22 protein-coding genes are annotated in these 25462 nt (G+C 43.4%); 13 read left to right on the plus strand and 9 right to left on the minus strand.

Going from position 1 to position 25462, the window contains the following annotated elements; all coding sequences use genetic code 11:
• Window positions 1-17 precede the first annotated feature (17 nt).
• From kdpB to HZA77_14230, 8 genes are all read left to right on the plus strand, one after another.
• Window positions 18-2090, plus strand: a complete 2073-nt coding sequence (gene kdpB, locus HZA77_14195; protein MBI5376580.1) for a potassium-transporting ATPase subunit KdpB — start codon at window positions 18-20, stop codon at window positions 2088-2090.
• An 11-nt stretch (window positions 2091-2101) separates the two neighbouring features.
• Window positions 2102-2704 (plus strand): potassium-transporting ATPase subunit KdpC, encoded by a 603-nt coding sequence (gene kdpC, locus HZA77_14200; GenBank protein MBI5376581.1) that lies wholly within the window; start codon window positions 2102-2104, stop codon window positions 2702-2704.
• A complete protein-coding gene (locus tag HZA77_14205; protein ID MBI5376582.1) occupies window positions 2697-3089 on the plus strand; it encodes a hypothetical protein in 393 nt (130 codons plus the stop codon). The genes kdpC and HZA77_14205 overlap by 8 nt, the downstream gene beginning before the upstream one ends.
• A gap of 92 nt (window positions 3090-3181) precedes the next feature.
• Window positions 3182-4726, plus strand: coding sequence for a DUF4118 domain-containing protein (locus HZA77_14210; protein MBI5376583.1), 1545 nt, complete (start codon window positions 3182-3184; stop codon window positions 4724-4726).
• Window positions 4726-5433 (plus strand): response regulator, encoded by a 708-nt coding sequence (locus tag HZA77_14215; protein MBI5376584.1) that lies wholly within the window; start codon window positions 4726-4728, stop codon window positions 5431-5433. The genes HZA77_14210 and HZA77_14215 overlap by 1 nt, the downstream gene beginning before the upstream one ends.
• Window positions 5430-7502, plus strand: a complete 2073-nt coding sequence (locus HZA77_14220; protein MBI5376585.1) for a sensor histidine kinase KdpD — start codon at window positions 5430-5432, stop codon at window positions 7500-7502. Before HZA77_14215 ends, HZA77_14220 begins: the two co-directional genes overlap by 4 nt.
• Window positions 7503-7720: 218 nt before the next feature.
• Complete coding sequence (locus HZA77_14225) at window positions 7721-9217, plus strand: UbiD family decarboxylase (protein ID MBI5376586.1); 1497 nt, start codon at window positions 7721-7723, stop codon at window positions 9215-9217.
• Between the two features lie 116 nt (window positions 9218-9333).
• Window positions 9334-10722, plus strand: coding sequence for a glycosyltransferase family 39 protein (locus tag HZA77_14230; GenBank protein MBI5376587.1), 1389 nt, complete (start codon window positions 9334-9336; stop codon window positions 10720-10722).
• A gap of 23 nt (window positions 10723-10745) precedes the next feature.
• On the opposite strand, the gene HZA77_14235 is transcribed toward HZA77_14230, so the two are convergent.
• From HZA77_14235 to HZA77_14255, 5 genes are all read right to left on the minus strand, one after another.
• Entirely contained in the window at window positions 10746-12734 is a 1989-nt protein-coding gene (locus HZA77_14235; protein MBI5376588.1) for a hypothetical protein, read from the minus strand.
• 166 nt (window positions 12735-12900) lie between these two features.
• Window positions 12901-14046 (minus strand): HD-GYP domain-containing protein, encoded by a 1146-nt coding sequence (locus HZA77_14240; protein ID MBI5376589.1) that lies wholly within the window; start codon window positions 14044-14046, stop codon window positions 12901-12903.
• A 22-nt stretch (window positions 14047-14068) separates the two neighbouring features.
• The gene (locus tag HZA77_14245; protein MBI5376590.1) at window positions 14069-14533 is read right to left on the minus strand and encodes a pyridoxamine 5'-phosphate oxidase family protein; all 465 of its coding nucleotides are present in this window, start codon (window positions 14531-14533) and stop codon (window positions 14069-14071) included.
• A gap of 11 nt (window positions 14534-14544) precedes the next feature.
• Entirely contained in the window at window positions 14545-15720 is a 1176-nt protein-coding gene (locus HZA77_14250; protein ID MBI5376591.1) for a radical SAM protein, read from the minus strand.
• 27 nt (window positions 15721-15747) lie between these two features.
• The gene (locus HZA77_14255) at window positions 15748-16569 is read right to left on the minus strand and encodes a flavin reductase family protein (protein MBI5376592.1); all 822 of its coding nucleotides are present in this window, start codon (window positions 16567-16569) and stop codon (window positions 15748-15750) included.
• 229 nt (window positions 16570-16798) lie between these two features.
• On the opposite strand from HZA77_14255, the gene HZA77_14260 reads away from it, so the two are divergent.
• From HZA77_14260 to HZA77_14270, 3 genes are read left to right on the plus strand one after another with little or no spacing between them, the layout of a single operon-like run.
• The gene (locus HZA77_14260; GenBank protein ID MBI5376593.1) at window positions 16799-18361 is read left to right on the plus strand and encodes a UbiD family decarboxylase; all 1563 of its coding nucleotides are present in this window, start codon (window positions 16799-16801) and stop codon (window positions 18359-18361) included.
• Between the two features lie 17 nt (window positions 18362-18378).
• Entirely contained in the window at window positions 18379-19707 is a 1329-nt protein-coding gene (locus tag HZA77_14265) for an MFS transporter (protein MBI5376594.1), read from the plus strand.
• Window positions 19708-19745: 38 nt separating this feature from the next.
• Window positions 19746-20183, plus strand: coding sequence for a type II secretion system protein (locus HZA77_14270; GenBank protein MBI5376595.1), 438 nt, complete (start codon window positions 19746-19748; stop codon window positions 20181-20183).
• A 9-nt stretch (window positions 20184-20192) separates the two neighbouring features.
• Here the strand turns inward: HZA77_14270 and HZA77_14275 are convergent, their stop codons facing one another.
• Window positions 20193-20393: a hypothetical protein gene (locus tag HZA77_14275; GenBank protein MBI5376596.1), complete on the minus strand. Its 201-nt coding sequence runs from the start codon at window positions 20391-20393 to the stop codon at window positions 20193-20195.
• A 120-nt stretch (window positions 20394-20513) separates the two neighbouring features.
• On the opposite strand from HZA77_14275, the gene HZA77_14280 reads away from it, so the two are divergent.
• Window positions 20514-23174: a TonB-dependent receptor gene (locus HZA77_14280; protein MBI5376597.1), complete on the plus strand. Its 2661-nt coding sequence runs from the start codon at window positions 20514-20516 to the stop codon at window positions 23172-23174.
• Between the two features lie 29 nt (window positions 23175-23203).
• Window positions 23204-23968 (plus strand): coproporphyrinogen III oxidase, encoded by a 765-nt coding sequence (locus HZA77_14285; protein ID MBI5376598.1) that lies wholly within the window; start codon window positions 23204-23206, stop codon window positions 23966-23968.
• 296 nt (window positions 23969-24264) lie between these two features.
• Here HZA77_14285 and HZA77_14290 read toward each other — a convergent pair whose 3' ends face one another.
• The 3 genes from HZA77_14290 to HZA77_14300 form a co-directional block, all read right to left on the minus strand.
• Window positions 24265-24507 carry a type II toxin-antitoxin system HicA family toxin gene (locus HZA77_14290; protein MBI5376599.1) on the minus strand — a complete coding sequence of 81 codons (243 nt, stop codon included), beginning with the start codon at window positions 24505-24507 and terminating at the stop codon, window positions 24265-24267.
• The gene (locus tag HZA77_14295) at window positions 24504-24743 is read right to left on the minus strand and encodes a type II toxin-antitoxin system HicB family antitoxin (GenBank protein MBI5376600.1); all 240 of its coding nucleotides are present in this window, start codon (window positions 24741-24743) and stop codon (window positions 24504-24506) included. The genes HZA77_14290 and HZA77_14295 overlap by 4 nt, the downstream gene beginning before the upstream one ends.
• A gap of 69 nt (window positions 24744-24812) precedes the next feature.
• On the minus strand, window positions 24813-25301 hold the full coding sequence (locus HZA77_14300; GenBank protein MBI5376601.1) for a pyridoxamine 5'-phosphate oxidase family protein: 489 nt from the start codon (window positions 25299-25301) through the stop codon (window positions 24813-24815).
• Window positions 25302-25462 lie beyond the last annotated feature (161 nt).

The raw sequence follows: 25462 nt of genomic DNA on the forward strand, positions 1-25462 counted from the left end.
ATGAAAGAGTAATAGTCATGGAACATAAAAAGAAACCACATTCACTTTTTGAGGCACAGATAGTAAAGCGTGCGATAATCGATTCGCTGATAAAACTTAATCCGCGAAACCAGATCAGAAACCCGGTGATGTTCGTGGTAGAGGTGGGAAGCATACTTACCACGCTGTTATTTATCAATGCCATTTTTGTTCCTGGGATGGAGTCTCCGTTGTTTATCCTCTCAATATCTCTCTGGTTATGGGCAACGGTGCTATTTGCAAATTTTGCGGAATCCGTAGCTGAAGGGCGCGGAAAGGCGCAGGCAGATGCATTGCGGAGTTCCCGTAAAGATGTCCACGCAAAACGCCTTGAACACCCTGAACGGGATGCGAAAATTACAGCAGTTCCCTCATCGCAGTTGAGAAAAGGGGACTACGTTCTTGTAGAAGCTGGAGACATTATACCAGGCGACGGCGAAATAGAAGTCGGTGTAGCATCTGTAAATGAAAGCGCAATAACCGGAGAAAGCGCCCCTGTCATTCGTGAAAGCGGCGGCGACAGGAGTGCAGTCACCGGAGGTACTCTTGTTCTTTCAGACTGGATAGTAGTGCGGATCACCACAAACCCGGGGGAAACCTTCCTTGACCGGATGATCTCCATGGTCGAGGGTGCAAAGCGGCAGAAAACTCCTAACGAGATAGCACTCGATATTTTACTTGCAGGACTTACCATAATTTTCCTTCTGGCAACAGTGACTCTTCTTCCATTTTCCATATTCAGCGTCAATGCTGCAGGGCAGGGGAGCCCGGTCACAATGGTAGTGCTCGTGTCGCTCCTTGTCTGTCTTATCCCTACTACAATCGGAGGACTCCTTTCCGCAATCGGCATAGCCGGAATGGACCGTCTTATTCAGGCAAATGTCATCGCTATGTCAGGCCGTGCAGTTGAAGCTGCTGGGGATGTAGACGTACTGCTCCTCGACAAGACAGGGACAATAACATTGGGAAACAGACAGGCGACATCTTTTATGCCGGCACTGGGAGTGGAAAGCAATATGCTTGCAGACGCTGCCCAGCTCGCATCACTTGCCGACGAGACTCCGGAGGGGAGAAGTATTGTAGTTTTTGCCAAAGAGAAATACGGACTGCGTGAAAGGGATATCCATGAACTCGGTGCAACATTCGTTCCTTTTTCAGCGCACACGCGCATGAGCGGAGTAAATCTTAATGGAAGGGAAATACGCAAGGGTGCAACAGACGCAGTGGAAGCCTTCGTACAGAGCAAGGGGGGCACATTCCCTCCGGATGTCAAAGAGGCTGTTGAAGAAATTGCGCGCTCAGGAGCTACACCGCTTGTTGTTGCAGAAGGAGGGAAAGTTCTTGGCGCCATACGGCTGAGCGATATCGTGAAGGGGGGGATTAACGAGCGTTTTGCAGAGCTTAGAAAGATGGGGATCTCGACAGTCATGATTACCGGAGACAATCCGCTTACAGCAGCCGCGGTTGCGGCTGAAGCCGGAGTGGATGATTTTCTGGCTGAGGCAACTCCTGAAACAAAGCTCTCTCTTATACGGAAATATCAGGCAGGTGGAAAGCTGGTTGCCATGACAGGAGACGGTACAAATGATGCGCCGGCACTTGCACAGGCTGATGTTGCAGTTGCAATGAATACAGGTACGCAGGCAGCAAAGGAAGCGGGGAACATGGTTGACCTTGACTCAAATCCCACGAAACTCATCGAGATTGTTGAGATAGGAAAGCAGTTATTGATGACGCGCGGCACGCTTACCACATTCAGCATATCCAATGATGTGGCAAAATACTTTGCCATTCTTCCGGCAGCATTTGTTACTACATATCCGCAGCTTGGCTCTTTAAACATCATGGGGCTTACAACCCCGCATAGCGCAATACTTTCGGCAGTCATATTTAATGCTCTTGTAATCATCGCACTTATCCCGCTGGCACTGCGCGGTGTGGCATACCGGCCTCTTGGAGCAGCGCTTGTACTGCGCAATAATCTCCTTATTTATGGGCTTGGCGGACTGATTGTGCCATTTGTCGGGATCAAGATAATTGATTTGCTCTTAACTTTTTTACATCTGGCGTGAGGATACATATCATGAGAATGATACGGCCTGTAATAGTTTCATTGATTGTTTTCACGGTAATTACCGGGATTATTTATCCACTTATAGTGACCGGCATTGCGCAGCTAATCTTTCCGGTTCAGGCAAACGGCAGCATAATAATAAAAAACGGAAAACCAGCAGGTTCCGCTCTGATAGGTCAGTCTTTTGATAGTCCAGGATATTTTTGGGGAAGGTTGTCGGCAACACAGCCGTTTCCATACAATTCAGCTTCTTCATCCGGATCCAATCTGGCACAAAGCAATCCGGCCCTTGTTAAACAGGCAAAGGAACGGATTTCTACATTAAGAGATGCTGACCCGCAGGCTCCTGCAATGGTGCCGGTTGATCTTGCTACTGCATCTGCAAGCGGTATTGATCCGGATATAACTCCTGCGGCTGCTGAATATCAGGTAAAACGGGTTGCAAAAGCACGTCGACTCTCAGAAGCAAGAGTAAGTGCTCTTGTTACGCAGTTTACCGAAGACCGGCAATTTGGCATCCTTGGCGAGCCGGCAGTCAATGTGCTTAAGTTGAATCTTGCGCTTGATGATATTCAAAAAAATGAGACAAATGAAAGGATAAAACATGAATAAAAAGTTTATCAAAGCTCTTTCTGTCATACTGTTTATGTCAGCTCTCAGCGCTCCTTTCACAGTATCTGCTGTTTCCTATCCTATACGGGTTTACCATCGCCCTGACAATGGTAAAAAGATAATGAAGGTTGGCCAGATGGCGTTTCTCTTTCATAGCGGTACAGATGATGTGAAGAAGGCGATACATGTCAACGATGTTCTCACCATTTACAGGATAGACACATCTTGTGAAATCAGTGAAGTCGGGAAAGCGAGGGTATTGTCCTATGTTGGGGAAACATATTTAAAGGTTGAGATTATCCAGGGTGAGATCAAGCCTAATGACATAGGAAAAAAAGATAATGTGTCATGTCTCGTAATCTCTGAAGGTATTTGTAAACAATAGTTGATCATCAATAATTATTTGCCCGCGCCATAGAAAGATGCGACAATATAAGTAATGAGTAAAGAGGTAAAGCCAAAGGACCGGTTTCAGAAATGGCGTTAAAGAAAGAATCAGACAAATGGCGCGAACAGGGCTGGATTCTAAGCATTGCCAGCGTAGCACTTTGTACAGGCATTGCCGGAGCTGTATCATCTTATGTTACGATTGCAGACGTGGCAATGCTCTATCTTCTCGGCATTGTTATTACAGCAAGTTTGACAAGCAGATGGCCGTCTCTTCTTGCAACGCTTCTTAGCGTAACTGCCTTTGACTTTTTCTTTGTCCCACCTTACCTTACTTTGGCAGTAAGCGAAGCAAAATATCTGTTTACATTCATCGTTATGTTCATAGTTGCATATGTCATAAGTTCTCTCACATTACGAATGCGCGAACAGGCAAAACAAGCAGAACAACGTGAGAAGCGAACTGCCGCTCTTTATAACTTAAGCCGCGAATTGGCGCATGAACGGGAATTGGAGCATCTGTGTTCTTCTGTGATAAATCATATGAGCAGTGTTTTTTCAAGTTCAGTCGTCATTCTTCTTTCTGATGGGAAAGACAACATGTTAAAACCTATTGCAGACCCGCAAAACTTTGAACTTGACCAGAGGGATATGGGCGTAGCCCAGTGGGTCTTTGAACATGGACAACAGGCTGGTCTTGGCACTGATACGCTTCCCGGTGCAAATGCATTATATCTTCCACTTATTGCTTCATCCAAAACTGTAGGAGTGGTCGGTGTCTTTCCCGGTGAGCCATCAGATACTTTTGATGATGAACAAATCTATGCGCTGGAAAGTTTTGCAAACCAGTCTGCTATGGCTATTGAAAGAGCCCTTCTCGCTGAAGAAACTCAGAGAGTGCGTCTTAAAGCTGAGACGGAAATGCTTCGCAATACAATGTTAAGTTCTGTTTCACACGACCTCCGTACTCCTCTTGCTGCAATTACCGGTGCTGCTACGACTTTACTTCAGCAGGATATAGACCTTGATCCGTCCAGCAGGAAAGAGCTAATGCAGACAATCATCGAGGAGGCTGAACATTTAAATCAAATCATACGCAATGTGCTGGACATGACGCGCCTTGAAGCTAAGACAATAACTGTAAAGAAAGAATGGCAGTCACTTGAGGAGATTGTTGGTGCCGTTCTCAACCGACTTTCCGATAGATTAAATGACCGTCAGTTTACGGTTAGTCTGCCGGAGGATTTACCGCTTATCCCATTTGATCCTCTTCTGATAGAACAGGTTCTGATTAATCTCATTGATAATGCGCTTAAGTACACTCCGCAGAGTTCGCCGCTTGCGCTTTCTGCCGTCGTCACTGGAGATGAGGTTATAGTTGAACTTTGTGACAGCGGTTCCGGGATAACACCGGGGAAGGAGGAGAGGATCTTTGAAAAATTTGTAAGGGATTGTTCAGTCGGAGGTGGAATCGGACTTGGACTTGCTATCTGCCGGACTGTTATTAATGCCCACGGCGGACGCATCTGGGCTGAGAATCGCGCCACTGGCGGAGCTGTATTCAGGTTTTCTCTCCCATTTGGCGGGAAACCTCCAAAGATGGAAGAGGAAAATAATTGGGATGAGAACACATAATGAATGATAACGAACTCATCCTTCTTGTTGAAGATGAACCTCAGATGCGCCGTTTTCTCCGTATCACACTTCAGGGGAACGGTTACCGTCTGATAGAGTCAGTTACCGGACAGGATGGTCTCACTCAGGTTGCTACGCGAAATCCTGATGTAGTACTCCTTGACCTCGGACTCCCTGACATTGACGGGCTTGAAGTTACGAGGAGGCTTCGCGGGTGGAGCAGTGTCCCGATTATAGTGATTTCAGCACGTGAACAGGAGGAGGATAAAATCAAAGCGCTTGATGCAGGTGCAGACGATTATCTCACGAAACCATTCGGTGCCGGAGAGCTTCTTGCACGGATTCGTGTCGCCCTTCGCCATGTGATAACTCAGAATAGCGGAGGCGAGAATCCTTTATTCATTATTGACAATATGAAGGTTGATCTTGCCAAACGGCAGGTGTTCATTGATGACAGGGAAATACATTTAACACCCATAGAATACCGCCTTCTTGCAGTATTGGTAAAGCATGCGGGGAAGGTAATAACCCATAGCCAGCTTCTTAAAGAAGTCTGGGGAGCGGCATATGCCGACCAGAACCATTATCTTCGAATCTATATGGCACAGTTACGGCACAAACTTGAGCCTGATCCTGCAAGACCGCGTTTCTTTATCAATGAACCGGGTGTGGGATACAGGCTTAAAATTGATACAGGGAAAAAATGAGCAATTCTTCTGATTTTCAAAAACCTGATTTCCAAAAACCGGATCCGCAGGCGCTTCTTTCAGAGGTAATGAAAGAAGAAAGCCGCAGAGGGCGTTTCAAGATATTTCTGGGATATGCCCCGGGAGTAGGCAAGACTTACAAGATGCTTGAACATGCGAGGATTGCGAAAGATCGCGGTATTGATGTGGTAATCGGTGTTGTTGAAACACATGGGCGTGCTGAAACCGAAAAACTCTCAGAGGGGCTTGAGATAATTGAGCGGCGTCAGATTGATTACAAGAATGTCGTGCTTTATGAAATGGATGTTGAAGCAATCATAAAGCGCAGGCCGGAACTGGTCCTTGTTGATGAGTTAGCGCATACAAATGCTCCGGGAAGCCAGTATGATAAACGTTTTCAGGATATTGAAATCCTTTTGGCAAACAGGATCAATGTTTATACAACAGTCAACGTTCAGCACATCGAGAGTTTAAATGACACTGTGGCGCAGATCACAGGGGTCCGTATTCGTGAAACAGTTCCGGACAATATCTTTGACAAAGCAGATGAGATTGATGTTGTGGATATTCCCCTTGAGCAATTGCAGGAACGGTTGAAGGAGGGGAAGGTGTATGCACCGGATTTAGCTGGAAAGGCATTGGAGAATTATTTCAAGCGCGGCAATCTACTTGCTCTTCGCGAACTCGCGTTCCGCCGTGCCGCCAACAAGCTTGATCAGGAGCTTATAAATTATATGAAGGCCCGCGGCATTGCAGGGCCCTGGGCTACTTCAGAGAGGCTCCTTGTGTGTATTGGGGTAAGCCCCTTTGCAAAGAAACTCGTGCGTAAAGCTTATCAGATGGCAAGTGAACTCAAGGCAGAATGGTATGCTGTTTATGTGGAAACTCCCGGTCATCTCACATTGAGCCAGAAGGAACGCATCAACCTTACTGAAACGCTTGGTCTGGCTCAGGAATTGGGTGCTAAGGTGATAACGCTCACCGGATCCGAGATAGGCGAGGAGATAGTAAAGTTTGCAAACAAAGAAAAAGTCAGCAAGGTCGTGATTGGAAAACCTGTAGGGTTCTTCCTGCGGCAAATGCTCGCACGTTCCCCGGTGTTTGAGATTCTCAAAGAATCAGGCAGATTCGATCTCTATTTTATCGCACCTGAAAGCGAAGAAGGTTCAAAAGCTGATACGCCTGCCGTGCCGCCTGTCCGGAGCTCAAAGCGAACTGCCTGGAAAAACTACTTTCTTGCGAGCCTTACCATTCTGCCGGTCACAGCTACTGCTTCCCTGCTATTTTACGCATTGAATATCAAATCTCTGGTCATACTATTTATTCTGGCGCCTATGGCAAGTGCGTTTTTCTTTGGCATAGGTCCTTCTCTTTTTGTTTCAATCCTTTGCCCGCTTATCTATGATTATTTTTTTACGGAACCGTATTTCAGCCTTACAATCCAGGACCCATCAATCATCCTTGAGCTGATAATTTTTGTAGTGACCGCAGTTCTTACCGGACAGCTTGCAAAGCTGATTCGCCGTCAGCAGGAGGCAATTACAACGCGTCTTGGGCAGATGGAATTATTGTCTGATATGGGGAAAGAGCTTCTTGCTATTCCAAATCTCTATCAGTTAATAACAAAGGTCGCAAGTCCCATGGATGAACAGATGAACAATACACTAAAATTCATGAAGATTACTGTTCAGGAGGGGATTGCAGAGACCATACTTCGCTATATGGAGAGGGCGATTCATCTGCCATGTTTCGTTATACTTCGCAAGGAAGATTCTCCACTGCATATCTGGGCAAAATCAGGTGCAGAACTTTCAATTACTTCTAAGGAAAATGCAATCGTGGAATGGATATTTGCCCACAATGAGCCGGCAGGAAAAGGAACAAAAACTCTTGAAGGCTCGGATTACTTTTATCTTCCAATTTCATCTTCCAAAAAAAAATGTCTCGGGGTGATAGGGATTTCATCTGACTACAATCTTCTTTTACCTAACGAACGTATTCTTATTTCAGCGATTAATAATTTTGCCGCCACTGCGCTTGAGAATCTGGAGATTCAGGCAGAAGACTAGCGCTGAAACTAAGAAGGCACGTTCGGGGAACGTGCCCTACAGAAAACTATGTAGTGTCTGTGAAAATGTTTTGTAGGGTCTGTGGAAATATTTTGTAGGGTCTGCTCCCCGAGCAGACCGCATAACTAATGATGTTCAACGATTGTTGACCTCTCAAATCCGCCATGATAAACACGCACTAATTCAACTTATCACTATTTGAATAAGGAGTGAAAGCAATGGCAATAGGGGAAAATATAAAACTCACCGGTCCCTATGATTCAATGCGGGAATATCTCTCTGCTCTTGAAGCGAAGGGTTGGCTTCTTAAAATAAAGGAAGTTGATCAGGACAAATATGAGGGGACTGCATTTGTTTACCGCATGCTCGACAAGATGGATACAAGCAGTACACCGGCAATCATGTTCGAGAATATAAAGCTTAACGGCAACATGATGGAAGGGCCGGTGTTTTCAAACATCTATTCCAGATGGGAATATGCGGCTATGTTTTTTGGCGTTGAAAATGTAACCGAAGATGAAAGTGACATGTACAGGGCGGTTAGGAATAGGCTCGTATCAAAGATTGAGAAGAACAACGGGCAGTGGCCCCGCATAAAACCTGTCGTGACAGATAAAAAAGATGTCCCCTGCAAAGAAGTTATAATGAAAGGGGATGATGTTGATATTCTTAAATTTCCCTTCTTCAAGAACAATCCGGGCGACGTAAGCCAGTATATCAACACCGGAGCGGTATTCATGGAGGATCCTGAACTTGGTAGGAATGTTGGGACTTACCGTCTTCAGGTAAAGGGGAAAGATAAAATTGGAATGAACACAGAGGCAGGCCAGCATGGATGGCAGTTCATAATGCGTGCAAAAAGAAGAGGAGAGCGTTCAATCCCTGCTGCAGTTGCCCTCGGCACAGACCCGATAGTGTTTTCAGTAAGCTCCACAAAGGTTGCAGACCTTGGACAGGATGAGCTTGAATTTGCTGGCGGTCTTAAGGGGAAACCTGTGGAACTTGTAAAATGCGAGACCAGCAATATTCTCGTTCCTGCTGAAGCTGAGATAATAATCGAGGGAGATATAATCATAGAAGAGGAGGATGAAGGGCCTTATGGGGAGATGTATGGATACATGGGGCTTCAGCACAAAAACTTCTACATGAATATAAAAGCAGTAACCCACAAAAAGAAGCCGTGGATAATTAATGATTTCACGGGTGTTACTCACAATACCAACATGATACCCTGGCAGATCAATACATATATACAATTGAAAAAAGCATTGCCCTATGTTGTAGATATGTATGGCATACGCGAAGCGATAGGAATTACAATCCTGAGCATTGACAAGAGATTCCCTGGGCAGGGGATATCAGCAGGACAGGTGTTCCTCGGTATGAGTACGTCGAAGGTCGCAATCGTCGTGGACAAAGACATTGACGTAACTAACTTGCCCCGCGTACTGAATGCCGTAGCGACAAGATGGCAGCCCCATCCTGCAAGCCTTATCATAAATCAGGCATTCAGCATGGGAGTTGACCCAAGCATGAAGCAGAGGGGAATTTCCAGCAAGATAGTGATAGACGCAACTAGGCAGTTGCCCTTAGAGGGCGGCCCTTCATCATGGCCTCCGGTGTCGCGGGTACTTCTCGAGGAGAAAGCCCCGGAGTCATTCAGCCTGGTTGACGGCAAATGGCAGGAGTACTGGAAAAACTGGGGGAAAAAATAACTACAGAGTTCACAGAGAAATTGATGAAATCAGTTAAAAAATATTAATAAACTGGCGATATGCGGCAGTCCATTGAGATACAGTATTGATTCAATAAAAATGAAAAGTATATTTCTATGCAATATGAAAGCAGGGCAGACAGGTTCATAATATTCCGCTGGGTACTGATACTTTTAACGGTCAATGTCTGTTTTTTCATTTTCAGCGAGTTAGTTCTCCATTATCCATATCAGGACCCTTTGAATGTAAGGTTCCGTCCATCGGCACACCCATTATATGTCACGCTTTGTGTCCTGACGTTTCTCTCAGTACTGCTGCGTTGGAGGAGAGACTGGTTTCTTTCCCTTTCGGAGAAGCAATTTGTTTTTCTCACATTGTTCCTGGCTTTTTTCTTTGATGTGTCGCTTGCATCCACTGACCAGGGTTTCATGTATGCCATACCGCATTCATTTATTTCCACGACTAACGAATATTATTGGGATATCGGGAAGATAAACGGGCTCAGAAACTTCCTGAGGGATTATGTTAAAATGATGCCTGACCTTTCCCTCCATGCAAACACCCATCCTCCCGGGGCAGATGTGTTCTTCTACCTTATACACAGGTTTCTTGGAGAAGGAGCGATGAAGCCATCGATTATAGCGCTAATCGTGAGCAACTTAAGCCTTATCCCGCTTTACCTGACGCTAAAGATGTTTTTATCAGAAAGGGCGCTCCGCTTTGCGATTATTCTCTGGATTTTCACGCCTGCCATCGGGATATACAGCGCCGTATGCATGGACGGGGTGTTTATGTTTTTCCTGCTCTGGCCATTTTACTTTTTTTTCAGGTATCTTGTAACAGGGAAAAACCTGTTGTCCCTTTCATTCCTCACAGGCGCATCTCTTGCAGCGGCAGGTTTTATGACTTTTTCCGTTGCCTACGAATGCCTCTTTTTTACCCTTCTTACGGGGTTTTGCATTTACAGGAAACATGAGAGATGGAAGGGGATGTGCCTTAGCCTTTGTGTTGCCGGAGCTGTCTTCGTCCTGTTCTATTATTTCTTCTATCAAGCCACAGGCTATAATATTCGTGACTGTCTTGATGCGGCGCGCGACAAGGACATGGTTAACTACGGCTCGCCATTTTACAGCTTCACGAAATATATCCATTCCAGGATTGCCAATTTCTCAGTTTATTCCATATTCATGGGTTTTGCCTCATTCGGGGTTTTCATCGTCTATCTGAGAGGCTGGTACAGACGGTTCGGGCTCGGGAATAAGCTGATGCGCAGCATAACGTATGTAGCGATACTCACAATGCTTGAAATGGTTTTCGGCGGGCTTTACTTTTTTGAAACCGGCAGGATATGGATTTACCTGTCACCCATATTCCTCGGGCCTGTGGCAGAGACTATAACTCTCATTTCAGATACTGCTCCGGGAAGGATATTCGAGACAGATGTCCTTACTCTTACCTTTTTGCAGACTATGGCAATTGAAATTATTTTTTATACATTCTGGTAACAGGCACACAAAGCAGAAGACCTTTAAGACTGTGCATCCGTCAGGAACTTTTCTGATATCCCTTCCATCACAAAAGGGAGAAGTTCGTTGTTGATGTTTCTTAAAAGTAGCTTTGTGCTTACAATCCCTGAATAGGAAATATCATAGTCTTTGTGAAATATGGCAGGCACCCTGTCTTTCCCAAGAAAATTCCTGCTTCGCTCGTTAAGTCTGCCATCTATTTTCTCTCCTACCCCTTTTAATATTAAAGAAAGAGCCTGGGGATTATCTTTCATTTTATTCTTTAATTCATTAATGAAACTGCTGTCTAAAAATTCATAAATTCCCCTCCCTGCTGCCCTGTAAAAAATATTACCGGCAGAGTTATCCGGGAATGACTCGATTGCTCTTGTTATCGTCTCAATGCCCTCATAAAAAGGCGCCACCTCGATTTCACCTTCAATGACGTGGCGGGAAGAATCGCTCCCGAAAGTCTCTGCAATCTTTATTGCTTCCTCAAGTTTTTTGTGCTTTTCCATTATTCCCCTGCCGATCCCTTCGTATATGTAGTCCTTGCCGGCTTGCTCGGTAATGGTTCTTTGCAGGGTTTCTGCGTTTACGCCAGTTTCTTTTAACGCGATTGAATATCCGAATGCTCTGTAAAGTTCAGGATGATATTCGGGGGGAAGGTTCTCTATCAGACTGATGCATGTCTTATAATCATAGACCGCTGCAAGCTTTCCCGGAAGGCTTTCGTAAGCATATCCTTTATAAAAGAAAGGTTCACCTAAGAGGCTTCCTGAAAAGTATCTACTATAGGATGATACGGGTATAATGAGAAGAGCTATGGCGGTAGAAATACAGAGCTTCTTGTTTTTTATTCTCGCAAGGTATAGCGCCATGAGTGCGAATATAAAAGGGGGAAGGGTAGTAAAGAACCTGTCCCTGTATATTTTAAAAGGATGTTCGTTGAGGTTGAGATCGAATATCGGTTTGCCTGTGTAGAACTTGGAGAAGGTATAAACCAGCGCAAAGACTGCGATGTATATGACAAAAATGAATTCCATAGGAGGCTTTTTACCTTTAAGAATCGCCTTCAACCCGAGGCGAAGGAAAAATAGAAATGACAGAATGAAGAAGGCATAATAAAGATATGAAAGGACATTTATTCTGTTAATATTGAATGTGTCTATCCAGAATGATTCCGGTATATCAACAAATACAAGTGCCCCGAATTTTTTTACCATGGCTTTCGCCGGAAGTTTATCCATATATCCCTCATCATGGACGGTGATATTCCTGAAGTTGAATACAACTGATGAATAAAAGAAGGGGAGCAGTCCTGCCAGAGATGAAAGTGAAAAGGTCATGAAATCATTACCCAGGAAGAAGTCTTTTTTCAGGATTAATTGAAATACCAGCACAGTGAGAATGGTTACTATAAATATATAATCGAAATAGATTCCGAACCCTGCAATCAGCCCAGACATTATGAGGTACCGTTTACCGTTACCACCGCTGTCGAACCAGTATTTGAACATTGTTAAGAACAAGAGCACCGAAAGCAGGGATGATTCCCTGTGGTTCCCCCATAGGATGAGAGATATTATGACAGGGTAAGGGGGGGCTAAAGCGAAGAGAAATCCGAAGAGCGCGGCAGCTTTGAGGCTGAAATATTTAAGCAGGAAAAAAAACATGGCTGACAATATCGCGGCAGAGATGATGATGGATAAAACCTTAAGGGCGAAAACAGAATTGCCAAGAACAAGAATGAAGGGGAGGGCAAGAATGCTTGTTACGAGTGTCCCGCCGGCAAAGGGCATATACTGGTAGCAGAAGATAAGGTTGGGGTGTCTCAAAAAAGCCGCCGGGTTGCCAATCATGTCATTGGCAAGAGTTCCGTTGTAAAGTTCTTCGTGGTTGCTAATGAAATAAAATGAAAAAAACAGGAATAATATCCGCACTGCCGTGTAAAGCAGCAATATCACTCCGAGAAGGGTTATGGTGTCTTTGTCCGGTTCTAGTTTCATCATCTTTTTTTATAATTTTTATATGTTATCATAAAATCTTCTTAAGAAGTAAATACTCCATGCTTCTCGTAGATGCATTTGTACCTCTTGGCGGAATTGCGTCCACGTTTTTTATAAGTTTGCAGCGTCTGCCGCAGGGGGAAAGTATAATCGGAAAGGATTCTCTTTTTCAGGAAATTTGTTGAATAAGCTTCTGCATATTATTGAATTGGAAATCAACATCTATATTGTAGTCTGAAGGCTCTATAACTTTATCTACTTTATAGCCTTGTTTTTCATCCGGGGCAAATTCCTTTGTTTCTTTGTTATCTTCAAATATGCTTTCCATTGTCCATTTGCCGGGTTCTTCACTCTTGGGAGGATTGACGTTTACAATATACGGCATAAAAAACATTTTTCCGGTCTCATTCGCAATTACTAAAACTTTCGGATACATTAAGTTGTTCCTGTTCACAGAAACAATTATTCCTATAAGGCTGTTTTTTAACTGCACAAGACTTCCCAATGGGAAAAGCCCAATGGAATAAACGAAGTGTTCAAAAATTGTTGGATGGAATTGATGACCTTTTTCGGTGTACAGTTTTCTTAATCCTTCAAAAGGGTTTAGAGCCTTATTGTAGACGCGATCGCTGGTTATCGCATCGTAAACATCTGCAACTGCCGTCATCATTCCAAATGTGCTGATCTTGCTGGCTGTGCAACCCGTAGGGTAACCGCCTCCGGAATACCTTTCATGGTGCTGTAATGCCATTAGTATTGACTTTTGGTCGAAGTGAGCAGATTCTTCGAGCATCTCTGCACCATAAATCGGGTGTTTTTTCATTATTTCAAACTCTGCCTCAGAGAACCTTCCTTCTTTATTCAGGATTTCATTCGGTATTTTCATTTTTCCGCAGTCATGCAGCAATCCGCCTGTTCCAAGAATTTCAACCTCCTTATCCGGATAATTTAAATACTTCCCCAGTGCTATTGTAAGAATGGCAACATTGACTGAGTGTTTAAACGTGTAGTCATCAAACTTTTTTACCCTGCTCAGAATGAGCATTGCATCTGTATGCTTCAATACATTGTTAACGAGCGACTTTGCAACAATCTGTATCTTTTCAATATCAATTTTCTTTTCAATTTTAATATCATTTAAAATGTCGCTTACTATTGATAGGTTTTCATCATAAGTAGCTTTTGTTATCTCAATTTCCTCTGTAAGTAATTTTAATCCTTCAGGATTATTGGGCGCTTCATCATTTTCTTTTGTTAAAAGGTCATAGCCGTCTTTACGAGTATTTGAATTGTCTTGTTTGATTACTTTTTTCATATGGAAACTCTCAAAGCTCCTGTTATTTTTTAAGCATATCCAGATGAGTATTATAGAGCGGATACTTATTTATTTCCTCGTCCCTTCTGGCTTTGCGGGACTGATTTTTAAATTCCAGAGGTTCAATAATCCAGACTGCCTGTATGTCCGGACCTCCTCCATCCCTTTTCCTTTCACTTATAAGGAACTGCTGGAAAATCTTTCCGGTTATCAGGCACCTTAAAGGTTTTCCTGTTATCTGGTAGCTATCATCTCCATTTGCGATATTCATACTTATAGGCTTGTCAAACCAGATGCTTCTTACCATATTACTGCTAGTCTTTGAGGAATCGAATTCTTCTGCATAGGCAAGTGTGCCGTCATCAAGAAGTTTCATTGAATCCTTTAAAACAACGTGAGGGACTCCATTCTTATCTACAGTGCCGAGGATTTTAACTGTCTCTTTTTTTTCTAATATGTTTTTTAGTTCTTCTGGAAGCGTAATCATTGTTTTCTCCTTTAGTCGAGCCTTGCAAGGTCGCTGTCGCCGTGATTGCCGCAATGTTTGTAATCATCCGTGTTGACCCGTACTCCATAGGCTGCACGGATATCATGGAGCCCCTGCGCGAGACGTAGATAATATTCTAGAGAAGGCTGCTTCTGACCGTAAAAAGCAGAGCCCCTTGAAGGGCTCCAGACAAGGGCAAGCATCGCAACTCCATTTTTTGCAAGGAACTCGGCGCCATCTAAAGTTGAATTTAAAGCCTCATCCTCTGTTTTGAATCCATGAGGTTCAGCCATCTCGCAGCCGGCCACGATATTTGTACATACATTGCCGGGCCCGAAAAGCTCCACTGCGTCTATCATGCTTTTAACCCAATTGTCCCAACCCACATATTTGTCTTTTCCGGGGCATATCCATGCAAATTTTTCCCTGTCCCATACCTCGATGTCCGGGCAGTAGGAAAGAATCCCTGTCTCATCATAAAGACGTTTCAACTGTTTTTTTGTCATCGCACAGCAGACGAGCTGGCTTGGGAAGCGCTTACTGCTGAAATTTTCGCCTATTGCCTGAAGCACTTTTATATAACGGTTAAGCTCGGAGTCAAATGGTTCTGCGCCTTCATAGTCGGCTCCGCCGGTAAGCGTGATTATTGAGAACCTGCCCGGTTCCTTAAGGGCTTCTGCAACGGTTTCGCTTATATCCTTTGGGTGAAGCTCCATTCCCTGCTCCATCTTTAACCTGTTCTTTGCAATGACATTGATTGAGCAGAACTTGCATTGATAGCCGCCCTTCCAATAGTGGCAGAACCTGTAAGGCCAGATGTCGAGGCGCTGGGGTCTGAACATTCCGATTTTTTCCATCGGCGTTCCAAGGCTTGTTTTTTTTCCATAAAAAGCAGGCTTTGGAGAAAAAGTTATTTCTTCCACATATTCGCCGTGATAAAAAATGCCAAGACTCCCGTTGTGGAAATCAACAGTGTATGGGTCCTTCTTGTTTGTCTTTTTTGCCGGAGCAGTGACAACTGATGTCCCGTCCCTTAATATCATTGGCCCCGGAAACTCTCCATATTCTTTTTCTACGGCATCAGAATAAATTGTCCCTCTCCGGTAGAGGTCGAGTTTGAGAATTATGAAACGGGGGAAATTCGGATATTTTTGCACTGCCTCCTGATAGGTCAGGTCGTTATTCATATAGATATCATAGTAGATAAATAATTGTCATGAGTCCTGTTCGAAACGGTCAACCACGTCTTTTGGGGCGTATTCTTCAACGAGTTTCATATATCTCTCGTGTGTTACAATTTCAGCACCCTCTTTTTTTAAGATGTCTTCTGTCATTTCCACAACCATTGAGCGGATTGCTGAAGGTATATTCATCAACTCTTTAAGAGCATTATCCTCCCACTGCATACATGTCTCGATTTTTTCAGAGGTTATCTCCTTTGGAGGCGGTTTCAAGACATGCTTTTCAATCTTGTCTATCCTGCCGTAATAGAAGTATTTTCTCTTTTCATCTCCCAGCCCGATGGGAAGGTTCAGGCTTCTGAAACGCTCTTCTCTTCCAAGCTCTATGAGTTCTTCATCCATAACTATTGCGAGTACATCTGCGATAATATGACCCTGTGTATTATCAAGCTCGTACTGCTGGCTGGCTCTGCATTCTAAAATCTGTCCGCACTCCTTGATGCTTGGCGGGGTTACTTTTTTTGAAGGAATAGTTGTGAATTTTGTGAAGTCCAGTTCATTGACCCCTTCAGGATAGAAGCGGCATGTTTCCATTACATCATCGAGATAATCTGCAGATGGAAAATTCACGACGAACTCCCCTGTTTCAGCGATGTTTTTGTAGGTGTGGGTGAACTTCCTCATTCCCACGATTATCCTGGGATTTTGGTTCATTATGTCATACTGCATGAAGAACGAATATGGCGCTGCGTTTACAACTCCCTGCTTGTTTACTGTTGTGATAATGGTGACCATCTTTGGGAAAACTACGACATCAGCATACCAGAATGGTTTTATAGGGACACACTTTTTCATTTATTATGCTCCATATAATAGGTTAACCTGACTATAAGTACAACGCAATTGTATGTCAATCTGGAAAACTATTGCAGTTTCTAATAGCGGAATATCGTTATGGCAGACTATATATTCTTGACATCAGGATAGCTCCTAAATATTCTGCAGCAGTATTACATTTTGTTGATAAGGAATTCTAGTGTTTTAAGATTATATCCCATCAACCTTTTAATCAGGAGTTACGGAAATGAGAAAAGGAAAGGTTTTCTTGTCAGCAGTATTCATCTTTCTGTCAATCTATCTATCTTTCCCTGCTTTTGGTGCTGATAAGAATGTAAAGCTTACCGGTCCGTACGATACGATGAGGGATTATCTTGCCGCAATTGAGGCGCGCGGCAGGCTTTTGAGGATAAATCAAATCGATCAGGATAAGTATGAGGGGACTGCATTTGTTTACAGAATGCTTGACAAGATGGGAACAGACAAAGCTCCTGCAGTTGTATTTGAAAAGGTGAAAATAAACGGACAGGTGATGGATGGTCCTGTTTTCGCGAATATCTATCCAGGATGGGATACAACAGCCATGATTTATGGTTTGAGTAAGATAACTGATGACCAGAGCGAAATGTACAGGGCGGTAAGGAACAAGCTTGTAAGCATGGTTGAAGAGAACGGAGGTCAATGGAAAAAGATAAAGCCAGTCACAATTGATTCCAAAAATGCGCCCTGTAAAGAGGTTGTATTGAAAGGCGATGACATTGATATAACAAAATTCCCATGGTTTAAGAACAATCCGGGCGATGCAGGGCAGTATATTAACACCCCGGCCGTATTCATGGAAGATCCGATGTTTAACAGGAATGTTGGCACCTACCGCATCCAGGTCAAAGGGAAAAATAAGATAGGCGTAAATCCCGAGAAGGGACAGCATGGTTATATATTCATCAAAGCGGCTGAGAAAAGGGGTGAAAAATCAATCCCTGCCGCCATAGCGCTTGGAGTTGACCCTATAATATTTTCAATGGCATGTACCAAAGTAGCAGCCCTTGGCGAGGATGAACTCGATTTTGCAGGAGGTCTTAAGGGAAAGCCGGTTGAGCTTGTAAAGTGCGAGACAAGCAATATCATGGTTCCGGCGCAGGCTGAGATGATAATAGAAGGCGACATACCTGTTGAAACCGAGGAGGAAGGACCTTATGCGGAGATGTACGGTTATCAGGGCGAGAAGCATCAAAGCTATACCATGAATATTAAAGCCATAACCTACCGGAAGAACCCTATCATAGTTAATGATTTTACAGGTGTTACCCATCCGACCAACATGATACCTTGGTCTATAGGAACATACATTAACCTTAAAAAAATCCTGCCAAACCTTGTAGACCTCTATGATCCCAGAGAAGCAGTAGGTATATCTGTTTTAAGTATTGAAAAAAGATTTCCCGGTCAGGGGATAAGCGCAGGCGAAGTGCTTTTGGGAGCGTCCACTGCCAAAGTAGCAATCGTTGTTGACAAGGACGTTGATGTCACTGATATGACCCAGGTGCTTCATGCTGTTGCAACAAGATGGCAGCCATATCCGGGGAGCCTGATAATAAACCATGATTTTCGTCCAAGCGTTGACCCGAGCACAAAGAAGAACAAGCTGAGCAGTAAGATAGTAATTGATGCGACGAGACAGTTTCCTGAAGAAGGCGGGCCGGATTCCTTTGCACCTCTCTCAAGAAACATCCTCCAGCAGATGGCCCCTGATGCCTTTGGTATCGTTGACAAGAACTGGCAGGAATACTGGAAGAACTGGAAGAAATAAGAGTTAATCATAAAAGGATGAGCACGACCACGGGAATGCAGCTATCGGGTAAAAGATTTGCAGGCATTGATATCCCGGTAGGGCTGACACAGGCGAATTATTTTAATCTTTATTTTGCAAGCTGGATTATGGGTTGTCTAATGACAATACCTACAGTCATCCAGCCTGCTTTCCTTAAAGAAGTAGTAAAAATCCCGGAAGGTCTTACCGGTTCAATCAATGCAGGCTTGCAGAACATGGGGCAGATTGCCACACTTTTGTTGATTGGCCTGGTTGGTATTGCCTCAGACAGGTATGGACGAAAGATATTAATTGTTGCCGGCTTTGCCTTCTGCATTGTCTTTTATCCTGTATTCGGCCACAGCTCCGATATTGCCGCTGCTCTTGGATTAGAAAGTTCTGAGTGGCATTTGATAATCGTTTATCTTTCCCGCTTTATGCTCGGCATAGGTCTTGTCCTTAGCCATCCGCAGTTCGTGACCCTGGTTGCTGACTATACAACTGCTGAGGGAAGAGGAAAGGGGATGGCACTCCATGCAATAATGATGTCTCTTGGCACTCTTTGTGTGTATGGCTTGTTTACTCAAATGGCTGCCGTGATAGGGATAATCGGAGCTTTCTATGCCGGAGGAGCACTGGGACTTGCCGGAATCCTTGTTGCCTTGTCAGGATTGGTTGACAGGATTGGAAAGAGCCATGCGGTAAAAACGGATATCAGGGAAATCTATCGACTTGTTTTAAGAAGTTTCCCTCTGAGAGCAGCTTACATTACGGGATTCGTAACGCGTGCCAATATTTCTCTTACATCAACTTTAATTATCGTCTGGATGGTGAGTATGGCAGGCAAATTCGGCTACACTCCTTTGCAGGCTACTGCAAGGGCCGGAGTGATAATGATGGTTGGGAATGTTTTCAGCATATTAAGTTTTTATATAATAGGTATCCTTCTTGACCGCGTAGGACGGCTTCCGGTTCTTATCAGCGCACTTATCCTTACCGGTGCAGGTTATTTTCTCATAGCTACCATAGATGATCCTTTTTCTAACCTTATGTTTCTATATGTGAGCTTATTGGGGTTTGCAAAAAACGGGGCTATTGTTGCCGCCAATACACTTGCTTCTGACGTAACTCCGCGCCACTGTCTAGGCAGTGCTCTGGGTGTTTTGAATACAGTAGGAACACTCGGGATAATTTTTTTTCTTCAGGTATGCGGTTATCTTTTTGACAGCATTTCTCATCAGTCGCCATTTGTTTTCAAAGGTGCCGTTGATGCGGCTTGCGGGATCTGGATATTTATTGCGAGGAAAAAAATTATTAGTATGAAAAAAGAAGGTCAGACTCTATAATATTTCTTAGAAGTAAATATTTTAAAGTGATGATCATTATGCGTGGGAAAAAAGGATTTACGCTTATCGAACTGATGATAGTGGTTGCAATCATTGGTATTCTTGCAGCAATAGCCATTCCTAATTTTTTAAAATTTCAGGCAAAGGCAAAACAGGCTGAAGCAAAAAGCAACCTTTCCGCGATTTATGTGGCTCAACTTTCTTATTTTGGCGAGCATGACATTTATTGCACATTATTCAGTCAGCTTGGATGGGTTTATGAAGGTCCCAGCAAGTATGAATATTTTTTTTCAGCCACTGAATTTGCCGGTGATGTTCCTGGTCTTGAAATGCCCGCAGGAGTCGCTGTTGGAACAGATACTTTCACTGCGGGAGCAACAGGCAACATAGATGCAGATACGACCGTCTATGATATGTGGACGATTAATGACCGTAAAGAACTCTTAAATGTTGTTAATGACGTAATAAATGATTAGCTCCTTTTTTTAATCCTTCTCGTATGTCAGTACCCTTATCACTCCTATTGTTCCTCCTTCAGTGCCGGTAGTTACAGCATCACTCGTTGATATTACTTTTTTTATTCCGCAGGAGGATATGAAATCATTCACTTCTTTATCAAGGGTGCTCAGCTCTTGCATGATGTGAAATATATTAAGTTGTGATGTAAAAGTTTTGACTTTCACCATTTTTTTCACCTCCTCACTTTATTACATGTTTACTAAAAATATAAAATAAGGCAAAATTATTTTTTTCATTTTAAAGAACTCATTATCTTCCCTTTTAGAATAACATTTAAGGAGGATGCCATGGCTTATCGTTTTTCACAAAAAGCACCATGCTATTTTCTCGTAATAATCTTTGTCTTTGCACTGAGCATCTTTATTCATAAGCCTGCTTATTCCGCTGAACAGGGAATTGTGAAGGGAATAGTTACTGATAAGAGCAGCAAAGCGCCTCTGCCCGGTATAGCTATAACAGTGGAAGGTACGAACATTTTGGAATTTACCAATGAAAAGGGAGAATATCAGATACGACTTGCTCCTGGGACTTATAAGTTAAGGGCTGAACTTCTTGGATATAATCCTGCTGAGGCTTTGGGAGTCATAGTCGTAGACGGGGAAACTAATCAGGTCAACTTCACCTTGGCTCAGGCAGGTGTCGTTGAAGGAGAGGAAACTGTAGTCACAGGAGAAAGGCAGGATGTCCCTCTTTCAAAGACGACGGCATCGGTAGCTATCGTTGGAGCAAAAGACATAGAAAAACTCGGTGCAGTTACAAATGCTTCAGATTTGATAAAAAATACACCTGGTGTTCAGGTTGAAAGCGGCGGATCGGAATTTGCCAAGACAATCAAGATAAGGGGGAGAACCATTGCTCCTCCCAGCGTTAATTCAGCAGGCATACTTCTCCTTGTTGACGGTGTTCCTGCAAACGACCCTGCTTCAGGGTATGCAAACATGTATCAGATACCTTCTGAAAATATAGAGAAGATAGAAGTCCTGAAGGGCGCTTCATCTGCGCAATATGGCGGACAGGCGTCAGCAGGAGTAATAAACATCATAACAAAAAAAGGACAAAGGATACCTGTCACAAAAGCGTCTATGGAGTTTGGCACATACCAGAGAAGGAGCAAAGCTGAAGACGAGCTTTATGAGAATTATACTTTTTACCATAGCTGGGGGAATAAGTATTTTGATTATGCTTTTAGCGGCTCGTATTCTCATCTCTCAGGTATAACATCAGCAGAAAAATCCGTGGTTGCTACTGCACAGCGTTTATATGGAGAGAAACACCCGGGAACAAGGCTCCCGGATGGCAGCAAGAAATTTTCTGACCGTATAGAAACTCCTTTCATGACTGGAGCTGACCTTAATGAACTGATGGATGTGGGTGACCATGACAAGGGAGAAAAGTATTCTGCAGAGTTAAACCTCGGGATCAATCTTTTCAAGGGGAATGCGCTTAGAATAAGCCCGTCATATTTAAACACTAACTTTTTCCTGGGTTTTTCTCCCGGGAGTAAAGCTCTTGAAAGCCCGACAGATACATTCCTTCAATTCTTTCTTAATGTCATTAACAAGAGAGAGGCTTTCAATGTCTCGGATAAGTGGGAAATAACGCCAAACCTCACTTATAATTTCAGGATGGGATTGACAAAAAACACCGGAGGTGCAGTTTTCATAACCGTAGGTGATTTTGTTAAATATAATAAAGAGGCGAAAGCATCAGGGAAAAAAGACCATTATGTGACGTTAAACGGGGTAAGTCCTTTCAATCCGCTCCCAGGGATTACCGTTGACAGAGCTCTGACGTTAGCCAATGATATTTCTTATAAATTTGATATATTTGATGGCAATGTTCTTACGGTAGGGCAGGAATATCAGTGGGCAAAGAGCCAGACTCCGCCTGACCTGATTTTGTATAACAAACCTACTGTTAAACATAATATCCATTCACTTTTCTTACAGGATCTTTTGACTGTTAAGGATTTCAGCTTATCTGTAGGAGGAAGATGGGACCAGGCAACTACATTTATAGAGAACTTTGATGATGAGTTTTCTCCCAGGTTTGGAATAAATTATTCCATAAACCCAGGGACAAGCCTTCGTTTTTCAGTAGGCCGGGCAAGAAGGTTTGAAGACTTCGCGCGGCAGAATGGACTTGGACAGTCAAACGGAAGGCTTTGGGGTAACCCGACAATCGGTCCTGAGGTAAACTGGACATATGAATTGGGGTTCAGATTTGCCACTAAATACATAAGCGGAGACATTGCATATTTTTATGATGATTATGCAGGGCTTGAAATCCCAGTGCCCCTTTCAGCCATCGGATATGGGAAGGCAAATGGAGATCCCAGGGTCATTAAATATAGCAGAGAAGTCCTCGGTGTTTCGAAGGCTCAGCTTTCGAAATTTAACATTAACACAACCAACCCAAGGGCAGGGACATTCATTAACGGTCCTGATGCGGTATTCCAGGGATTTGATGTGAGCGTTGATGTGAAACCGATAGAGAACTGGGATATTTCGGTTTCTTATCTTTTCCAGAGGGCTGTGTCCGGCAATAACAATCCTTTTGATTTCGGTCAGGGAAAAGCGCAGGCAATCTGGGTCGCAAGTGACGGCAAGTCGCTGGGACCGAAATTTCAGGATGAGATGAGAATAGCTTATATGCCGACGCATATCTTCAAAGTTTCTTCAGATTATACCATGCCTTTCGGACTGAGGTTAGATATCTCAGGCAGGTATAAAAGCACTACGGATTTTTTCTCAGGCTCATATGCAACCGGAATATTCCGTCAGCCTGAGCACTGGATTTGGGATTACAAAATGACACAGCCGTTGTTTAACGGAAAATTGAATGTCTCCTTCTCGATTGATAATGTCTTCAGCAAGCTTTACTACGAGCAGGGGGGTATTCCGTCAAATGTCGCAAGGTATGTGATAGGATTTGCAGCTAATTTCTAAATACGTTTGAAATAGTGAAGGAGGTTGTCATGTCGCATTTAAAAGAGGTTGATGCATATTTTGAGGATCTGAAGAACAGGACGCTTTCTGCCTTCGGCGAGATTGATAAAGCTGGCAAAGTTGATTACAGAAAATGGGATACGCCGCTGGGATTGATGGAGGTGCGTGCTTTTAAGGGTGATGTGTTCGAGAAGGCCGGGGTCTCATATTCTGCATTGAAGGTCAAGCATCCAAAAACAGGTATAGCTGCGGATGTAAGGGTTTTTGAGATACTGACTTATATGACGAATCCAAAGGTACCTACAGCGGCGATAAGCCTCCGTTACAGAGTAAATGGCGGAGAGATGTTCATGGGGTGTTGCGATCTCTCGCCTGCGGTTATCATAGATGATGACCTTAAGGAGTTTGAAGATGAAATGAAAAAACTTTCCAAAAAGTACGGCAAGGATTTTGCGAAAATGCAGGAGAGGTTATGCTGGCTGTTTACCTCGCAGTATTCCAAAAAGATGGTCCTTGGAGGAAAAGGAATCGCCTATGATATTGAGGCAGGTGGGTTTGACTTTTTTAAGGAAAGCGGAGATGTCTTCCTCGCCACATCGCTTGAGATAATAAAAAGACGCAAGGATGAGCCTTACACTGTTGCTGAAAAGGACAAACAACTTTACGGACGCGGTGAATGGGTTCAGTTTAACCTCATGGAGGACAAGGGGTTTGTACTTGGGGTGCAGGTAGGGGTGCCGCCGGAGGCTATGAATTTCCAGACTTTACCACCGTTAGCTAAGTTCTGCGAGTAAGCAAGGCAAACGCAAGATTTGGCGATATACGTTGTCAGTAGCTGATTAGTAAATCCTCATGTACGGAAAAGTACACTCCGGTTTACTCATCAACTACTTTCGCGTCTGCAATCCAAATCTTGCGTTTGCAACAAAATCTGTGGGGAAAGGCGTAATAAGCGGATATTGACAATTATTCAATTACTGTAAACTTTTGCGCTCACAAAAAAACATTGGGTGAATATTCTTTTAGCATGGGTCGGGAAATGTAATGATTTCTAAATATAACAATTTTACTTGAAGAGATAGATATTGCATCATTTTTTTATAAGTTCGATGAATTCTTCTTTGCTTATGCCTGACTGATCAATAATTGAAAGCAATGTCCCACGAGGGATATTGCTTCTTTTGGGTATGATTACCAACCTTTTAATTCCCTTTAAATCAGTTTTGAATAAAGCAACGTGGCTACCTTTACCCCTTTTGGGAGCATAGGTAAATCCGGACTTTTGAAGAATCTTTATAAGTTTATCTGAAGAAATAACCGGGAGTTTTGTCATCTGAAAGCAACTTCAAAAGTTGAAGTATACTTTTCCTTTGTTTTTAAAGTTGCTTTGATTTCTTTTAAAAGCCCTATAGCTTTTGCATTATCAATATAGAGTTCTACTGCTTCTTTTAGATTTGATAGTGCTTCCCGTGGAGTGGCGCCGCATGATGCAACACCAAGTTCCGGACATTTCGAAACAAAAGCTACTTCTTCTTCCCAGATTACGGCAGTAAGTTTAAATTTTTCCATTAAAAAACTCCTCCTCTGTTAAAAATACTTTAGTTTGTGCTGACATGCAAAGAGTTTTTTATAAAAATTTTATTCTTCTTCGAATGTTTCTTCGAAATCTACCACACCTTTGCCGCCGCGTTTTGTGATGTTTATTCTCCAGAAATTAGATGCTGCCGGGTTTTTGAGCGTCATCTGAAGTATGGGGTCGAATGCTCCCTGCGGCATTCCCATGTGTTTTTCTGCTGCCCGTCCGGCCCCGACGATCTCATCAGGGTTTGTGACCCTCTCAAGTGTTCCATCGCATATAACAGACTTCCATGAGCGCTTACCTTTGCCGTAATCTGGATCCAACCAATGTACGGCGAAGCATACGTTCTTGTTTTTCTCAACGTAACCTGACTTCCTTCCGCCAGGTCCAAGCGTGAGATAAATGACCTTGTCGCCGTAAAAGTATGCAAGCGGAACACCATATGATGACTGTCCGTCACCAAGGCATAGTGTGCCGACTCTCTGCTCACTCAAGAACGCATCAATCTCTTCTTCTGTCATGACTATTGAGTTGCTTTTTGCTTTCATATTTTCCTGCCCCCTAAAATGGTTTTAAATTTGTGAGCCCCGAGAATTGACTTGTTATTAGTCTGCATTGAATAATGATGCAAGCACTAATTGTAATTTACCTTTAACCAAATTCAGTTAGCTTGACAAACCTCAAAGCTGACATAAATCAATAGTATTCA

The organism is Candidatus Schekmanbacteria bacterium (assembly GCA_016219965.1).
Lineage (GTDB): Bacteria > Schekmanbacteria > GWA2-38-11 > GWA2-38-11 > J061 > JACRJM01.

Coding starts and splice junctions, on each gene's coding strand:
- HZA77_14205 (MBI5376582.1), top strand. CDS start 2,697: ATGAATAAAAAGTTTATCAAAGCTCTTTCTGTCATACTGTTTATGTCA.
- HZA77_14230 (MBI5376587.1), top strand. CDS start 9,334: ATGCAATATGAAAGCAGGGCAGACAGGTTCATAATATTCCGCTGGGTA.
- HZA77_14255 (MBI5376592.1), bottom strand. CDS start 16,569: ATGAAAAAGTGTGTCCCTATAAAACCATTCTGGTATGCTGATGTCGTA.
- HZA77_14210 (MBI5376583.1), top strand. CDS start 3,182: ATGGCGTTAAAGAAAGAATCAGACAAATGGCGCGAACAGGGCTGGATT.
- HZA77_14300 (MBI5376601.1), bottom strand. CDS start 25,301: ATGAAAGCAAAAAGCAACTCAATAGTCATGACAGAAGAAGAGATTGAT.
- HZA77_14235 (MBI5376588.1), bottom strand. CDS start 12,734: ATGATGAAACTAGAACCGGACAAAGACACCATAACCCTTCTCGGAGTG.
- HZA77_14220 (MBI5376585.1), top strand. CDS start 5,430: ATGAGCAATTCTTCTGATTTTCAAAAACCTGATTTCCAAAAACCGGAT.
- HZA77_14240 (MBI5376589.1), bottom strand. CDS start 14,046: ATGAAAAAAGTAATCAAACAAGACAATTCAAATACTCGTAAAGACGGC.
- HZA77_14275 (MBI5376596.1), bottom strand. CDS start 20,393: ATGGTGAAAGTCAAAACTTTTACATCACAACTTAATATATTTCACATC.
- HZA77_14280 (MBI5376597.1), top strand. CDS start 20,514: ATGGCTTATCGTTTTTCACAAAAAGCACCATGCTATTTTCTCGTAATA.
- HZA77_14260 (MBI5376593.1), top strand. CDS start 16,799: ATGAGAAAAGGAAAGGTTTTCTTGTCAGCAGTATTCATCTTTCTGTCA.
- HZA77_14225 (MBI5376586.1), top strand. CDS start 7,721: ATGGCAATAGGGGAAAATATAAAACTCACCGGTCCCTATGATTCAATG.
- HZA77_14250 (MBI5376591.1), bottom strand. CDS start 15,720: ATGAATAACGACCTGACCTATCAGGAGGCAGTGCAAAAATATCCGAAT.
- HZA77_14295 (MBI5376600.1), bottom strand. CDS start 24,743: ATGGAAAAATTTAAACTTACTGCCGTAATCTGGGAAGAAGAAGTAGCT.
- HZA77_14270 (MBI5376595.1), top strand. CDS start 19,746: ATGCGTGGGAAAAAAGGATTTACGCTTATCGAACTGATGATAGTGGTT.
- HZA77_14265 (MBI5376594.1), top strand. CDS start 18,379: ATGAGCACGACCACGGGAATGCAGCTATCGGGTAAAAGATTTGCAGGC.
- HZA77_14290 (MBI5376599.1), bottom strand. CDS start 24,507: ATGACAAAACTCCCGGTTATTTCTTCAGATAAACTTATAAAGATTCTT.
- HZA77_14215 (MBI5376584.1), top strand. CDS start 4,726: ATGAATGATAACGAACTCATCCTTCTTGTTGAAGATGAACCTCAGATG.
- HZA77_14285 (MBI5376598.1), top strand. CDS start 23,204: ATGTCGCATTTAAAAGAGGTTGATGCATATTTTGAGGATCTGAAGAAC.
- kdpC (MBI5376581.1), top strand. CDS start 2,102: ATGAGAATGATACGGCCTGTAATAGTTTCATTGATTGTTTTCACGGTA.
- kdpB (MBI5376580.1), top strand. CDS start 18: ATGGAACATAAAAAGAAACCACATTCACTTTTTGAGGCACAGATAGTA.
- HZA77_14245 (MBI5376590.1), bottom strand. CDS start 14,533: ATGATTACGCTTCCAGAAGAACTAAAAAACATATTAGAAAAAAAAGAG.